17 protein-coding genes and 1 pseudogene are annotated in these 14,031 nt (G+C 40.5%); 3 read left to right on the top strand and 15 right to left on the bottom strand.

Annotated elements, in window-relative coordinates; translation table 11 throughout:
* Positions 1 to 72: 72 nt before the first annotated feature.
* Entirely contained in the window at positions 73 to 591 is a 519-nt protein-coding gene (locus ACRRMM_RS10835; protein ID WP_046526740.1) for a YwhD family protein, read from the bottom strand.
* A 12-nt stretch (positions 592 to 603) separates the two neighbouring features.
* Positions 604 to 1,266 carry a site-2 protease family protein gene (locus tag ACRRMM_RS10830; RefSeq protein WP_050826697.1) on the bottom strand — a complete coding sequence of 221 codons (663 nt, stop codon included), beginning with the start codon at positions 1,264 to 1,266 and terminating at the stop codon, positions 604 to 606.
* A 107-nt stretch (positions 1,267 to 1,373) separates the two neighbouring features.
* On the opposite strand from ACRRMM_RS10830, the gene ACRRMM_RS10825 reads away from it, so the two are divergent.
* Positions 1,374 to 1,559 carry a 2-hydroxymuconate tautomerase gene (locus tag ACRRMM_RS10825; protein ID WP_008343530.1) on the top strand — a complete coding sequence of 62 codons (186 nt, stop codon included), beginning with the start codon at positions 1,374 to 1,376 and terminating at the stop codon, positions 1,557 to 1,559.
* 52 nt (positions 1,560 to 1,611) lie between these two features.
* Here ACRRMM_RS10825 and ACRRMM_RS10820 read toward each other — a convergent pair whose 3' ends face one another.
* From ACRRMM_RS10820 to ACRRMM_RS10805, 4 genes are all read right to left on the bottom strand, one after another.
* The gene (locus ACRRMM_RS10820) at positions 1,612 to 2,424 is read right to left on the bottom strand and encodes a zinc-dependent metalloprotease (protein ID WP_035389836.1); all 813 of its coding nucleotides are present in this window, start codon (positions 2,422 to 2,424) and stop codon (positions 1,612 to 1,614) included.
* Between the two features lie 222 nt (positions 2,425 to 2,646).
* Positions 2,647 to 3,147, bottom strand: a complete 501-nt coding sequence (locus tag ACRRMM_RS10815) for a YwgA family protein (RefSeq protein WP_007497715.1) — start codon at positions 3,145 to 3,147, stop codon at positions 2,647 to 2,649.
* A 30-nt stretch (positions 3,148 to 3,177) separates the two neighbouring features.
* Positions 3,178 to 4,479, bottom strand: a complete 1,302-nt coding sequence (locus ACRRMM_RS10810; protein ID WP_007497716.1) for an HD domain-containing protein — start codon at positions 4,477 to 4,479, stop codon at positions 3,178 to 3,180.
* A 170-nt stretch (positions 4,480 to 4,649) separates the two neighbouring features.
* The gene (locus ACRRMM_RS10805; protein ID WP_003215259.1) at positions 4,650 to 4,871 is read right to left on the bottom strand and encodes a DUF1450 domain-containing protein; all 222 of its coding nucleotides are present in this window, start codon (positions 4,869 to 4,871) and stop codon (positions 4,650 to 4,652) included.
* A gap of 242 nt (positions 4,872 to 5,113) precedes the next feature.
* Here ACRRMM_RS10805 and ACRRMM_RS10800 point away from each other — a divergent pair, with 242 nt between their 5' ends.
* The gene (locus tag ACRRMM_RS10800; protein ID WP_007497717.1) at positions 5,114 to 5,914 is read left to right on the top strand and encodes an RsfA family transcriptional regulator; all 801 of its coding nucleotides are present in this window, start codon (positions 5,114 to 5,116) and stop codon (positions 5,912 to 5,914) included.
* A 35-nt stretch (positions 5,915 to 5,949) separates the two neighbouring features.
* On the opposite strand, the gene ACRRMM_RS10795 is transcribed toward ACRRMM_RS10800, so the two are convergent.
* From ACRRMM_RS10795 to ACRRMM_RS10785, 3 genes and pseudogenes are all read right to left on the bottom strand, one after another.
* Positions 5,950 to 6,183 carry a DUF5970 family protein gene (locus ACRRMM_RS10795; RefSeq protein ID WP_191219005.1) on the bottom strand — a complete coding sequence of 78 codons (234 nt, stop codon included), beginning with the start codon at positions 6,181 to 6,183 and terminating at the stop codon, positions 5,950 to 5,952.
* Positions 6,180 to 8,456: a glycosyltransferase gene (locus ACRRMM_RS10790; RefSeq protein ID WP_191219006.1), complete on the bottom strand. Its 2,277-nt coding sequence runs from the start codon at positions 8,454 to 8,456 to the stop codon at positions 6,180 to 6,182. The genes ACRRMM_RS10795 and ACRRMM_RS10790 overlap by 4 nt, the downstream gene beginning before the upstream one ends.
* Positions 8,457 to 8,559: 103 nt before the next feature.
* Positions 8,560 to 8,688, bottom strand: a pseudogene (locus ACRRMM_RS10785) (tetratricopeptide repeat protein); the annotation flags it as partial.
* Between the two features lie 144 nt (positions 8,689 to 8,832).
* Here ACRRMM_RS10785 and ACRRMM_RS10780 point away from each other — a divergent pair.
* Complete coding sequence (locus tag ACRRMM_RS10780) at positions 8,833 to 9,666, top strand: hypothetical protein (protein ID WP_100324660.1); 834 nt, start codon at positions 8,833 to 8,835, stop codon at positions 9,664 to 9,666.
* 72 nt (positions 9,667 to 9,738) lie between these two features.
* Here ACRRMM_RS10780 and ACRRMM_RS10775 read toward each other — a convergent pair whose 3' ends face one another.
* From ACRRMM_RS10775 to ACRRMM_RS10750, 6 genes are all read right to left on the bottom strand, one after another.
* Positions 9,739 to 10,584: a lipoate--protein ligase family protein gene (locus ACRRMM_RS10775; protein WP_191219007.1), complete on the bottom strand. Its 846-nt coding sequence runs from the start codon at positions 10,582 to 10,584 to the stop codon at positions 9,739 to 9,741.
* 233 nt (positions 10,585 to 10,817) lie between these two features.
* A complete protein-coding gene (locus tag ACRRMM_RS10770) occupies positions 10,818 to 11,213 on the bottom strand; it encodes an SMI1/KNR4 family protein (protein WP_191219008.1) in 396 nt (131 codons plus the stop codon).
* Between the two features lie 32 nt (positions 11,214 to 11,245).
* Positions 11,246 to 11,521, bottom strand: coding sequence for a hypothetical protein (locus ACRRMM_RS10765; protein ID WP_191219009.1), 276 nt, complete (start codon positions 11,519 to 11,521; stop codon positions 11,246 to 11,248).
* A gap of 65 nt (positions 11,522 to 11,586) precedes the next feature.
* The gene (locus ACRRMM_RS10760) at positions 11,587 to 11,859 is read right to left on the bottom strand and encodes a hypothetical protein (RefSeq protein ID WP_191219010.1); all 273 of its coding nucleotides are present in this window, start codon (positions 11,857 to 11,859) and stop codon (positions 11,587 to 11,589) included.
* A gap of 114 nt (positions 11,860 to 11,973) precedes the next feature.
* A complete protein-coding gene (locus ACRRMM_RS10755; RefSeq protein WP_024719455.1) occupies positions 11,974 to 12,309 on the bottom strand; it encodes a hypothetical protein in 336 nt (111 codons plus the stop codon).
* A 14-nt stretch (positions 12,310 to 12,323) separates the two neighbouring features.
* Positions 12,324 to 14,030, bottom strand: a complete 1,707-nt coding sequence (locus ACRRMM_RS10750; RefSeq protein ID WP_217816058.1) for a T7SS effector LXG polymorphic toxin — start codon at positions 14,028 to 14,030, stop codon at positions 12,324 to 12,326.
* Position 14,031 lies beyond the last annotated feature (1 nt).

Raw genomic sequence — 14,031 nt, 5'->3', positions numbered from 1 at the left:
CTTTAACACCAGTTTACTGAAAAAACGACTGGAATTGGTATCCATTCATCATTCTTCACAAAAATTTCACAATTACTCAGGAACAGCCAATCCTTCTTTTAATTCATCTGTGGATGCTTCCCATAACGCCTCATTGTGACTCTTCAAGAAATCAGCGAGCACCTTTTTCGAACCATCATCCATATGATTGACAACGATTTTACGCTTCATGGATTTATCCATTAAATTCACATGCTCAGGAAGCGACTTATATCCTCTGCGGATCGAGCGGTCAACCGTCATTTCACAAGCTGTGACGCCTGCATAATATGGCCCCTCTTCTCTGCGGTCAATCGTCACCCATACGAGCCAATACGGTTTTCCGTTAGGCACCTCTTCTTTGGTTTTTAAAAATTTAATTCCTTTTTCGACGGCACTTCTTGCATGCATCGCACCAATATCAATGACGGCTTCCTTTTCCTCCACATCAATGATGACTGGCGAGATATTATCAAGGCTGAGGGCACCTGCCCCAAAACCTCCATGTCCATCCGTTGCATCTGTTTTTTTAATGATATTAAAACCAATTGGTTTCTTCTTTTTACCTTCCATTCATTAAACCTCCTAAAGCAGCGGCTTCAAAATAAGATTAAACCAGTATATGATTTGATCCCGCATTCCGATCAATGGAACAAAAACAAACTGACCTAGCGGTGTGATGACGAAGATGAGGAAAATGATGATTCCATACTGTTCAAACTGCGTCATCTTTGCACGGATGCCGGGACTGACAACATCCTCAATAATACGATATCCATCCAGCGGCGGGATCGGTAATAAGTTAAATAGGAACAAAATCACGTTCAAGTTAATAAAGATTTGGAAGAAATAATCGACCCCCGGCTCAAAGCGAATGAGCGACTCCCCACCAAATTTCTGAAGAAGCGCATACACACAAAAGCCCAAAAATGCCAAAACCAAATTGCTTAATGGTCCAGCGATCGACACACATATCCCTGCGAGACGTGGGTTTTTGAAATGGTACCGATTCACAGGTACAGGCCTCGCCCAGCCAAACCCAGCCACAAAGATCAAGATCGTCCCGAAAACATCAAGGTGCTTCAATGGATTGAGCGTCAGTCTCCCTTGATTTTTAGCTGTCGGATCTCCAAAACGATACGCAACATATGCATGCGCCAGCTCGTGCATCGTAAAAGCCACAACAAGCGTAATGGCGACATATGGAATCAGTTCTAATGGATAAACAAGAAATTGGTCCAAAGGCATGAATCCCTCTTTCTTTCTATACAATGATTTACTTCATTCAGTATACTATAAGAAGTCCCTTAAACTAAAGGGAAGCGTAGCATGAAAGGAAAAAGGAGGTTTTCGCCATGCCAATTATCACCGTTCAAATGCTTGAAGGAAGAACAGATGAGCAGAAAAGAGCTCTTGTGGAGAAAGTCACAGATGCCGTTGTTGAAACAACAGGCGCAGGTGCAGAAAAAGTCTCTGTCATTATTGAAGAAATGAAAAAAGAACATTATGCTGTAGCAGGAAAGCGAATGAGCGACCTGTAAGCATATAAAAAGGACAAACACTTTTTCGGTGTTTGTCCTTTTGTCTCTTACCTTATCTGTACCAAGCTTTATTACGGTTCACTTGATTTTTATGAGCCGCATCGAAGTAATCGACAGTGTAAGAATAATCATAATTCATTAAGCAGACAATTCCGCTGCCTTGAGGGTCATGCGGCAAACCAAAGTTATGGCCGTATTCATGTGTAGCCGCTTTTGCTGTATTCGCTGTTCCTTGATCAAGGTTGACACTGAATGCACTTCCGCTCGGTGCACTATTGTAAACATAAGCGATTCCGCCAGCATCAAAGTTTGGATTTGCTGTAAATCCTGTGACAAAATCGTATCCTCTGCCATCAAAGCTACGCTGAAGGTTAGACAAAATTTGTGATGCATTTGATCCTGAAGACGTCCAAGACCCTACGGCTTGTACAACAAAGTCCACATCATGATCACGGTTAAATGTCACATCCGCTTGCTCAATGATGCTGACAATGCGCGTCTGCCAATCACTATATTTCGCACGATACTGCGCATCAGCTACTGCATAGACGGTCACTTTCTGACTGCCTGTACTAGCTTTTGTTGAAATCGAATCTCCTGTATTTGCTTTAAAGGTTCTAGACCCTACCTGTTTACCAGACTCGTCTAAAATTTTTGTTGTCACATCTCTTTCAATAGGAGGTGCCTTCGTCAAATCTTTAAAATCGTTTGCCTTTGGCAACCCTTCACTAATATGTGTTTCGAACGGTGCATGACCATGATCATGCCCATGACCTGCACTTGCAACTGGTGCTGAAGCTGAACTTACCCCCGGTAACAAACTACCTACCAATAAAAATGACAAAAAGACTGAACGCTTTTTCATTCCTATCCCTCCTTTGTTTTTCACAAAGTTATATATTCACTGAAAATTCACCATTTTCCTTCTATTCAGTCAAAAACAGGGAATTGGATATACAGGAAGAAAGTCGAAACATGTCATTTTCACTAATTTTTCGGATATTTTGACACACATTTCATTCGAAAATAGCGCTTTCGGTCCGGGTCTTACAAAACAAAAAAAGCCCAAAAATTGGGCTTTTGCAAGTTAGTTCAATTCCTTCAACTGATCAATATAAGCAAGGGCTGCCTCAAATTCTTCGTCCGTATAGCGCTGCTTGCTTTTAATGGTGAAGACCTTTTCCTTTACCTCATCTTTTGGCAGATCATCAAAGTATAAAATCGTTGAGACAAGCTCTAGAAAACGAGACGATTGCTCATTCATCTGCTGCGTCAGCACTTTGAGGTCAGGCATGTCCACTTCACACTGATCGAGAAACTCTTTCCCATTGTCCGTCAGCGAATAGCGATATTGATAGTATCCGCCCTTTTTTTCCTTCATTTCGTCCAAGAATCCAAGGTTGCACAGCTCTTCAATTCTGAGCGTCAACTCCTCTGAATAGGGGCCATAAAAATGAAAATCGTATTTCTCGTAAAAAGGCAAATCTAGCTTTTTTGCTATGTAAATCATTTTTTGCAGCTTCTTCCGTCCAACGATTTCCCCAGATTCAGAGAACACCTTCATCAACTTTGCATGCTCTTTCAACAAATTCCCGACATCTCCTTTTTCAGTACTTCCTTATCCCAATCCAAGCAGCTTCATGATCGCCTTCTTTTCTTCAGCTTTTTCCGACATATCTACAATTAAGTCCATCGGGAAATAAAGTTTATGATCGGTTCTTCGTTTACCGGAAATGGCGTCAACAATATCTGACTGTCTCGACAGTTCTTTAATATGACCACTTTGCGTCAAAAGGTGGATCGGCAGCCGCTCTTCTTCTTCGCCCGGTCTATAAAAGTCATAAGGCAAATCAGAGGAAGAATCGACCACTAAATAATAGTCAGGATCAATTCCTGCTTCTTTGAACAAAGCAGTCAGCTTGAAATATTTCGTCATTTCTTCGTTAGGATTAAACTCTGTATATTGGAATAAACGGCGGTTCATAAAACGGCGGCACAAATCAGCCAGCACGTGATCTTCTTCATCTTCCCACGCCTGAAAATAAAATAAGACAATGGATTCATCCAGCTTAATATAGTCCTCTGTGGTGACATTTCCTTCAAAAATTGAATAAAAATGAACCGGGGCATGTGTAAAAATGTAGCCAGTTTCATGCAGCTCTTTTGCACGATGGAGGATTTTTGTTAAAATGACCTCCGCGCTGCGGGTCACTGGGTGGAAATACACTTGCCAGTACATTTGATAGCGGCTCATAATATAATCCTCTACGGCATGCATCCCGCTCTGTTTCATCACAATCTGATCTTCTCTTGGACGCATCACGCGTAAAATACGTTCCATATCAAAGTGACCATAGCTGACGCCTGTATAGTAAGCATCACGCTGCAAGTAATCCATTCGGTCGGCATCAATTTGACTTGAAATCAAACTGACCACCTGTTTGTTTTGATACGTTTTGGCAATGACTTCTGCTACATGCTTTGGAAAATCGTCACTGACCCGGCGCAGCACTTCATTTACTTCCGTCTGCCCTAAAATGATATCTCTTGTAAACGATTCATGATCTAAATGAAAGACCTTTTCAAAGGAATGAGAAAACGGACCATGTCCAAGGTCATGAAGCAGGGCGGCACTCAGTACAAGCTCACGCTCCCCTTCATCCCATTCGGGTCTTCCTTTAAACACATCATCCACAATTCGTCTGACAATCTCGTATACACCGAGTGAATGATTAAATCGGCTGTGTTCTGCCCCATGAAACGTTAAATAAGTGGTGCCTAGCTGTTTAATTCGTCTAAGGCGCTGGAACTCTCTCGTTCCGATTAAATCCCATATCAATGCATCCCGTACGTGAACATAGCGGTGCACAGGATCTTTAAATACCTTTTCTTCGGATAATTTCCCTTTTGGATACGCCATCGTTTCGTCCCTCTTTTTTTAAGACGTGTTTCTATTATATCGGGTAACTTTTCCCGAAAACATCCTTGAATTTGCTGGCGAATGTGTTCTCATAGATTGAACGGACGTAAAAAGCCCGACCTGACAGGGACGGACCTCTTTTTAGGTCGACTGAACACATTCAGTGACATTTATTTGACTTTTTTTTGAACCTTTTCGAGTAACTCATCTTCTGTTGGTGCGGATAATGGGCGATTGTTCACAAACGCAAAAGCCTTTTTTCGTCCTGGACCGCAATACGATTGACAGCCAATCTCAATTTTTGCATCAGGGTCAACCGATTTAAGTCGAGGCAATAACGTTTTTAGGTTCGTCGCATCACAATCGTCACATACGCGAAACTCATTAGCCATGTTCTTACGCTTCCTTTCAATGATGAAACTTCATTCTATATGAAACAGTTGGACAACTAAGAGTGAATAATATACCACCCAACATTGTACATCGAAGCGACTGGAGTTGCAAGAAGCATTGTCAGCACAGAGACGTATTCACATAAAAGCTAGTATTTTCCACTATCCTTTTAGCAAACTTGTATAAACCTTCTTGAACTTGGCTAATCTAATACCATCAAATCTTATGGGGGTTTAAACACATGTCAAAACAAAGACAAGATGCTTGGTCAGAGGAAAATGATCTCCTTCTGGCAGAAACCGTCTTACGTCACGTCAGAGAGGGCAGTACACAGCTGAACGCATTTGAAGAAGTTGGAGACAAGCTAAACCGTACCTCAGCGGCATGCGGATTTAGATGGAATGCTGTCGTGAGGCATCAATATGAAAAAGCATTGGCACTTGCCAAAAAACAGCGTAAACAACGCATGCGTGCACTCGGAAATGGACAGCCTGCGAAAAAACGTTTGCTCTATCAGCCGCAAGTTGAAGAAACGATCACACAGGAAGAGTTCTCTCAAGAACTGGAACCTGCGCAAGAAGAAACGTTTGCACCTGCAGCCGAAACAGCCGAACAGCTTCAATTTGTGGATCAAAGCTACAATGAAGAGTTAGCTAGTTTATCACATTTATTGTCACAGGCTTCTCAAGTGACAGAGAAAAAACCAGAAGCCAATCCATTTGGGCAGCGCCAAGAGTTAACCATTGAGGATATCATTGATTTCTTACGCCGCTATGAAGGCGATGGACAGCAATCATCTGCCTTACGGATGGAAAACAGCCGGTTAAAACGAGAAAACAACGAACTTTCACATAAAGTGTCGCAGCTAGAAGCTGAAGTGAAAAAGCTTGAAAAGGATCAGCTCACGATTCAAGAAGATTATGAAACACTCGTCAAAATCATGAACCGTGCAAGAAAACTAGTTTTGTTTGAAGAGGACGACAGTGCCGCACCAACCTTTAAAATGGATCGGAACGGCAACCTTGAAAAAATGGCAGAATAACCAAAAAGTGCTCCCCACCTGCGGGAAGCACTTTTTTAAATATCCAAAAATAGCATCACACTAAAAAGGACATTGATCAAGAAGACGAACATAAAAATATACCTAACTTGCCTCACCTGAAAATCACCAAAGATAAAAATATAAAGCCCTGCGATACCAAGCGTCAGTAAAGGTTGAAGAAACGGCACGAAAAGCGAAATGCCGTAGCCGGCTCCTATGATGACAGGAAGCCATAATAAATAGAGGTAACCACCATTTTTAGATTTCAAGAAACCACTCCCTCTCTTTCTTCTATCTGCTTGATTTCAGGCTGAACAAACTTGAGTCCGGCCATTGTACGTCTGCGTTTTTGTGATGTCCAAATCGCAATCGCCGGCTGATCCGTTAGAGATTCTGCGTCAATGGTGATCCGTACTTTTCCATTTAATTCAATTGAATCTTCAAACTCAATTTTGCACCCAGATAAACTGATATCATGTATGATCACCGGCATCTTCTCTTCTAGTCGGTCCTCATAGGCGATCGTGCCTGTCACACCTTGCAATGGCCTTCTCATCCATTTGCGCCGCAGAGCCTTTGGTACCTTCTCCGTTTCTCTTAAAAAGCGGAGAAACGTCCGAACAGCATATGATTTTTTCTCACGATCCGTCATCGCTACATGCTCTCGTGTGAATAAGAAACGGATCAGTGATAAATACTCTGATTTTTGTGTGTCAGTAAAAGCAACACCAACCATCAGCTTGTCTCCCTCTGGATAGCTCCAAACCACGTCACACGCCACACTTTCATCCTCTGAAAAGAATAATTGCGTTTGTCCTTGATAAAGAGAAGACGCTTGGTCCAATAGAATGGATAGACGCGCACCTGAATCACTCATATCTAGTAGAAAACAAGCAATCGACTGATCTTGATGATCAGAACGAAGATGCCCCTCTTTTTCAATGACAAATCGCTCTGATTTCCGATAACGCGGTCGATCAAACGCCACAAGCAGTGCCATGAATAAGCCTGCACCGTTATAAAGCACCCAAAAAATATTAATCAACATGAGATCAGCGTTCATCGTCCCATTTACCTTCACATCGTAACCTATTTTCACAAGGGCAAGCAATGAGAGCAACAAGAAGATCAGATGGGGAATCATCGTTTTCAAATGAAAATGCCTTTTGTCCGTTTGAATTCCCTTCGGTGTCACCAGAAATTCAACCCGTTTCTTCAAGAACAGTTCACTGAGTGCCACACCAGCTAAGTGGAATGCCATTGAACTTTCATAAATATGACTCCAAAACATACTTCTTTTTTGATTCGACACAAGTTTAAACGCTAAATACGAGCTAAAGAATGCCGGCAGCCAAAACATGAAAACGGACTGGAAATCTGCCCAGAAACTTTGAATACCAAACAATAAAAACAAAATCGGTGTGAGAATATAAATCATTTTAAACAAACCGTTAAACCAATACACAATGCCATCTAAATAAAGAACTCTCTGCATCAGCGTTAAGCCGCGCACCTTCAAAGGATTAAACTTACGGGCACACTGAATGTTCCCTCTCGACCAGCGATCTCTCTGCTTTAACAGATCAAGCCAGCTTTCAGGTGCCAGACCGACGGCTAATACTTCTCCGACAGACACAGATTTGAATTTCCCCTGGAGAAGCATTCCTGTTGCCATGTCTTCTGTAATCACTCCAGTAGCAAATCCGCCAATTTCATCTAATGCCGTTCTTCTAAAAACCGTATTACTCCCAACATACATGACGGCATTAAACCGATCCTTACCAGCTTGGAGAGTTTGCATGAAGAAGTCCTGCTCATTTGGAATTCGATCTTTCGAGAACATATTATATTGGAAAGGATCTTCGTTATAAAACGCCTGTGGAACTTGAACAAACGCAGTTGCTCCATCATGAAAATAGGGCACTGTTTTTTCTAAAAATGAAGGAAGAGGGACCATATCTGCATCAAGCGTCAGAATCAGCTCCCCATCCGTTTGAGACATCGCATGATTTAAATTACCTGCCTTAGCAAATCTGTTATCTGTTCTTGTCAGATAATAAACACCAAACTCAGAAGCAAGCTGCTCTACAACTTCCCTATTGCCATCATCACATAAATAAATTTGAAAGCTTTCCTTCGGATAAGAGAGATTCAAACAACCTGCAACAGTGCGTTTCAGCACCTCAATCGGTTCATTATATGTAGCTATGAAAATATCAACTGTTGGCAGCCTGTCAAGATCACTGATCATGACTTGTTTCCGATTTGAAGGCTTCCAAACCAGTGTATAAAACACAAGCAGCTGGATAAACCCAATGCATTCACAGGCAACAAGCAAAATGCCCATGACAATATTAAAAGTACCTTCATGCGGCAATGTAAAGAAGAGGCGCCAGCAAATATAGGCAGCATTTGTTAACACACAAAGCACAATGATGATTTTTTTCACAGTAGAGGCCATTGGCTGGATACGATATATCATATACAACAGAGACAAAATACACAGCATAAACAGCGGGTAATACGTGGTGATGAATGACAATACATTTTCCTTCTTTCTTATGTCATAAAGGACTATCACATATAAAATGTCATAACAAAGGAGGGGGTTCTTCCATTAGATTGCCCCTCCATGTCTATATAAATCATTTCCACAATCGATCTAACTGATTTGAATAAAAATCAATGGCCCTTCGATAACTCAAAATAGCAGGATCATTTGTCGTCTCAGTTAAACAGTTCAGTAATATTTCCATTGCTTTCTTATGTTCTTTTCAAATTTTTTTGGATTTCATCGCAATTTCCCTTCCCAAAAATATGTAACTATTATAATTAAAAAGAAGTTATTGAAATTAATGTTAATTTATAATAATAGATACCGATATACATATTAGTAATCAAAAGGGAGTTGTTAAAAAATGAAGAAATTTTTATATGGATTAGTGATCACTATGTTATTAAGCTCTATATCCTTTAATGCACTGGCGGCAGAAGAACCAAATGCCCCAATTGAATTAAAAAGAAGTAATGCTTTTAGCATTCCGGATGAAGCTAAAACAACTATTATAAATACAGACGATCATCGAATTTATAAAGTCTACCTTGGTATAAATAAGGCAGAAAAACTAACCCTTCGTTCTTCTAAAACATTTGATGTCAAAATAACTAATCCTAAGAGTGAAGTCATTTCACAAAGTAAAGGAATAGGAAAAAGTACAATCAATGAAGAAGGAACAGCTCAAATTGAATTTCCTACGGATTTAGAAGGAGATTATTTAATTTACATTAATCCTTCTGATGATGATAAAAATCAATTTCCATATGAATTAAATGTTACTGTAGGAATGCCTGTTTTGTATTCACCAGTTATGGAAAAAAGAATTACTCTTAATCAAGCTTCTATTACCTCATTTAATAAAACTAGCTCGCTACAATATTTCGACCTATCAAATGACAGTTCAATTCCAGATAATAGTTACATAACAGAAGTTAGAACTGATGGTCCTGACAGCGGTCAAAATTCACTAAGTCTATATACATTGAAACGAAGTATACGTCCAAATTCTAGTATGACCTGGATTGACACAAAATACCCTAATTTCAGAAATTACCCATCTTATTACCCTAATGGATCATGGAATCCAGTTAAACAAAAGTATGCCTTCAAAATATCTGCATTAACATTTAATCAGCCTGGAACATACACTTTTTATCCTAACGTTTATATTGGCTATAAAGTTGAATTAAAATAATAGAGATAGATCGACAAAATGACTAGATTGTTTTGTCGATCTAAAATATATTTCCAAAAATTCGCTTCCCATTCACGAAAACACCTTTTCATTCCGCTCAATCATCCGCGTCATGTTTTTCTCAAACTCCAGTTGTTCCTCGGTGGTCAACCCTGAAACGGTCAGTTGCTCGCTCAGCTTTTGAAGTTCTTCAAGTAAAAGACGCATGAGAAGCGCACAGTCAATGGGTTCTCCAGTTAATTCTGATAGGGATGCCATCGTATCAGGCTGTATATCAGGGAATACCGCTTTCACCTCATGCCGTTTATCCTTTAAGGCCGCCTCATAAAAACGGCGAATCAAATCAGCTCGTTCCCGGCCGCTTCCATCTGCACACAAATAGATTTGCACAGCGACCCCTCCTCGTAATCTACGCTGAGAAATGCCGGCAAATTTCTTTCCATTGATGCTCAAATCGTAGCTACCTGGACAATAAGAGCCGACAATTTCATAGGCTTCAATGTCCACCTCATACAGCGACAGCATCCGGCGGATCAATTCCACCATCGCATCATATCCTCGGTCAATATCAATGCCCTTCTTTTGTTCCGCAAAGATTAAAGACACATTTAGTACGCCTTCATCCAGCACAACAGCAAGACCGCCTGAATTGCGCACAATGACGCGATATCCCTCTTCCTCAAGAAGCTTTACACCCTCTTGGAGAAATGGAAGTCTTGTATCCTGAATCCCAAGAACGATCGTATTGTGGTGCACCCAAGAACGCGCTGTCGCTGGTGAGAGTCCTTTCCCGACCGACGCACAAAGCGTATCATCCATCGCAAAAGATTGCTTTGGGTCTACATAGAGACCAAGGCTCGATTGATCTATGATTCGCCATTTCGGCTGCGTCAATAACTCAATAGGTTCATTTTTCATGTCCTGCATATCCTCTCGTTCATAAACTGTGTTTATTATAACATGGAGGGAGAATGAGAGAGAAAAAAGCTCTATGACAAGGAACGTCACAGAGCTTTTCAACTGGATTTGGTTTTCTTGTTCTTCCTTTTCGAAATGAAATAAACAGCTGCAATCAAAACGACAGGAGCCCCAACCAAGAGGCATGCAGCGATCAATGTGTTCCACGGCAAATCGATCATCTCCTTAATAGACTAAACTTCTATGAAACAGCCGTGACTTACCCAGCTTAACAAATCTTCAGCCACTAATTCCGCATGCTGAGGGTCCATCACACCAGCATCGACAATCCACACTTTTTTCTCTTCTTCTGCCTGTCGCATGAGAAGTACTCGCCCACCGCCATCGTCACCAATGGCTACATAGCCGCTGGCATAATGATGGACTTCCCATGTTTTATTGCGTTCCACTATGTCTTCTGTTCCGTATAGAAGAACATCGCCTTCGACGGAACATCCATTTGTCTGTTTCAGCAAGGTCTTATAAGCATGGGGCAGCAGCATGTTTAGCTGGGATTCTGCCTCTTTGATATGTATATCACTTGCTGGTTTATTTATGACCAGGTTGGGAATCTGAGAAAAATGAATCATTTTGAAAGCCTCCTAAAAGGATGTACAAGCGTTTATTCAGCTGATTTTGGCATAATTCTTTTATACACCCGCAGGAGCACTTTTAATAGAAAATAGAAAATGATGACATCGAGTATAAAACCTAAAAATAGAAATTCAACACCATAATTTGAATGCAGGACTAGCCAATCAATGGGAAAACCTCGATAATCCGAACCGGCATGTGGGACATAAACCCCTCTCATAAAAGCTGTCCCAATGACGAGAAGAACACTGATGCTTAATAGCCAATTGAATGTTTTTTTGTTGATGTGTTTTTTCTGATTCATACGAATTCCTTTCTGTGTTTTTGTATCGCTTTCTAATACAAAGACTTCTACCTATCACTATATAATCAATACAACAATTCTTTTAGTAGACTTTCCGCTTTATGTAATTCATCTAAAAATGGATTTAGATAATCATTATGACTTTCCAAGTAAGCCCTAACTCCGCCAATAATAAAGACCTTTTGGAGATCATCATTTGCTTGCATGATTCTTTGGGCATTCTTGTATCTTCTATATATTAATTCAAGTACACCTTGATTGATCTCTTGCGAATATTCTTTTTCTAGGATGTTGATGACCGTTTGGATTTGTTTTGTTAGTTCTTGTTTTTTGTTCATTTTGTTCTCCTATTTACAGCTTTTTGGAACAAAAACAAAGCCGATGCTCGAATCGTTATATTTCGAATATACAAAAGACCCTCTTACAGAGGGCTCTTATTACGCCTATTGTTTTTATTCTTCAAGGGATAATTCCCATAACTTTTGACCGTTTGCTAAATACACTGCATTAGGTGGATCATCATAAAGGGATATTTCTACTAAAGACCTTTCTTCTCCTATCAACCAATCATACACTCTGCTTTCTTTATTTGGAGACGATATGATGTTCTCTACTCTAAAAGCAACGGCATAATATTCAACGTAATTGATATCATCATCCTCTAACCCATTATCAGTTTCGTAAAGTGTGTCTGGTTTCCCTATGATCTTTAATCCGTTACCCCACTCTAATATCAGCTCTTCCCCGCCGTAATCATCTAATGTTTTTATTAAAGGGTTATAGTCCATATGTATCCACCTTTTTAATTTAATTCTAATGGTTTTGAAGGTACGATATGAGCACCATCTTTTGAATAATGTATTGTGCCTCTAGTAGTCTCTATATATTTTTGGGTTTTCATATCATAAGTCTTTCCTATCTTTTGACCAAAATCTATAACTTCTCTCCCGTTTTTTAGGAATTCCCCTCTACCAGCGTATTTATCAAGCAATTCTTGTGCCTTTTTATTATCTCCGTAAAAAATGCTTTTCTTTTTTCCGTTTGCTACTTCTTGCTTGTAATTTGGTGTTTCTGGAATATGTTTTTCTTGAGCTCCTGATTTTACTTTTGCAGGGAAACCATTTACTTCACGGTAAGGTCCCTTAGGTACGGATTGTTTACCGTAAGCAGGTGTTTTAACCCTCTTCACATTCTTCCCTTGCTCCAACCTAAAAACATATTTCCCAACCTTCACTATTTTCGTGATTGGGATGATAGAGGCTGCGGATAAAGCTTGGTCAGTGCTGCTGATGTTTCGGCTGGTTTCTGGGTCTTTACCAGTAACGGCTCGGTAGCCGTCGTAGATGCCGCTGTATTCTAAAATGATGTTTTCGGCGGTTGAGACGACCTCACCGTCTAGTATGCGTTTGGCATTTCCGCGGCTACGGCTTTCTGGGATGTTGTCGACTTCTTCTATTCTTACTTCGCCGTTTGCGATATACGTTCGAATGATTTGTTTATTGGCGTAAACGGTGTATCTCCCGCCTATAAAATCAATGTCCGACGGATCTGTGACGACTTCATCAGCGATGTCGAATTCTTTTAGCTTTTTGACGCCTTTTACGTTATATAGTTTACCATTTACGACCCTGATGTCTCTATGAATCTTACTTTTCCTGCTCACAGCTTCTTTTTGTAATGTCGTAAGCAATGGATCGTTTGCTTTGACTTGCTTGTTGACGTTTCGGAGGGTACCTCTATGAACCACCGTATCCACATTCGCCTGTTCTTTCTCACTCAATTTCTTCAACATGATCATCATCGGATTGTCTTTCGGGTTGTCTATTTTGTCATTCAATCCGCTGATCGTGCTGCTTATTTTTTCTTCTTTTGTGTCTTTGAAAATAGATCCCTTTTGATAGCTCGTGATGTCAATTTTTGGGCCGGTGAACATGGTGCTTAGCGTGTTGATGTATTGCTTCATTGTTTGCAATGCACTTGTTGTTTCATTCATAGCACTTGTTTGTTCTCTGTCAAAGGCATGGAGCAGTCCAATGGTTCTGGATGTCTCAAGCCACGTTTTTTGATAGCTCTGTTGAAAAGCAGACTCGTCTACATGAGGCAAGTGAACGATATGACTGACCCTGCCGATCGCCTGGCTCACATCTGAAACAATGTCAGAAATCGCTCGCTCTGCTTTTTTTAAACCTGAATCAAGTTCGTGTTCAATAAATGCTTGTGATATAAAGCCGTGCTGATTTGATTCAAGTGTATGAAGTGCCTGCTTTGTTTGTTTGAGCGCAGAGCTGTATTCCTCAATGACAACCTGAAAAAATTGCAGGAAGGGAATATGGCATTCTGTATAAAAGGAGCGGATGGCTTGTCCCGCCTCTCCCTTTAGTGCGCCATCAAGTGAGATGATCTGTTGGATTTGTTTTTCTATGGAGCTAATCTGTTGTGATTGCTGTTTTAATGTATTCAGCGTTTGGTCAATTCCGTTTATTAGCGCAAAAGCATCAAGGGTTTTCATT

This window comes from Bacillus sp. XT-4 (assembly GCF_050864245.1).
Lineage (GTDB): Bacteria > Bacillota > Bacilli > Bacillales > Bacillaceae > Bacillus > Bacillus altitudinis.
The sequence above is the reverse complement of the archived record's forward strand: the minus strand, read 5'-3'. Positions and strand labels throughout refer to the sequence as shown.

Excerpts from the sequence above, each read along its gene's own strand:
- ACRRMM_RS10835 (WP_046526740.1), bottom strand. The coding sequence starts at position 591 with ATGGAAGGTAAAAAGAAGAAACCAATTGGTTTTAATATCATTAAAAAA.
- ACRRMM_RS10830 (WP_050826697.1), bottom strand. The coding sequence starts at position 1,266 with ATGCCTTTGGACCAATTTCTTGTTTATCCATTAGAACTGATTCCATAT.
- ACRRMM_RS10825 (WP_008343530.1), top strand. The coding sequence starts at position 1,374 with ATGCCAATTATCACCGTTCAAATGCTTGAAGGAAGAACAGATGAGCAG.
- ACRRMM_RS10820 (WP_035389836.1), bottom strand. The coding sequence starts at position 2,424 with ATGAAAAAGCGTTCAGTCTTTTTGTCATTTTTATTGGTAGGTAGTTTG.
- ACRRMM_RS10810 (WP_007497716.1), bottom strand. The coding sequence starts at position 4,479 with ATGGCGTATCCAAAAGGGAAATTATCCGAAGAAAAGGTATTTAAAGAT.
- ACRRMM_RS10805 (WP_003215259.1), bottom strand. The coding sequence starts at position 4,871 with ATGGCTAATGAGTTTCGCGTATGTGACGATTGTGATGCGACGAACCTA.
- ACRRMM_RS10800 (WP_007497717.1), top strand. The coding sequence starts at position 5,114 with ATGTCAAAACAAAGACAAGATGCTTGGTCAGAGGAAAATGATCTCCTT.
- ACRRMM_RS10780 (WP_100324660.1), top strand. The coding sequence starts at position 8,833 with ATGAAGAAATTTTTATATGGATTAGTGATCACTATGTTATTAAGCTCT.
- ACRRMM_RS10775 (WP_191219007.1), bottom strand. The coding sequence starts at position 10,584 with ATGAAAAATGAACCTATTGAGTTATTGACGCAGCCGAAATGGCGAATC.
- ACRRMM_RS10770 (WP_191219008.1), bottom strand. The coding sequence starts at position 11,213 with ATGATTCATTTTTCTCAGATTCCCAACCTGGTCATAAATAAACCAGCA.
- ACRRMM_RS10765 (WP_191219009.1), bottom strand. The coding sequence starts at position 11,521 with ATGAATCAGAAAAAACACATCAACAAAAAAACATTCAATTGGCTATTA.
- ACRRMM_RS10760 (WP_191219010.1), bottom strand. The coding sequence starts at position 11,859 with ATGAACAAAAAACAAGAACTAACAAAACAAATCCAAACGGTCATCAAC.
- ACRRMM_RS10755 (WP_024719455.1), bottom strand. The coding sequence starts at position 12,309 with ATGGACTATAACCCTTTAATAAAAACATTAGATGATTACGGCGGGGAA.
- ACRRMM_RS10750 (WP_217816058.1), bottom strand. The coding sequence starts at position 14,030 with ATGAAAACCCTTGATGCTTTTGCGCTAATAAACGGAATTGACCAAACG.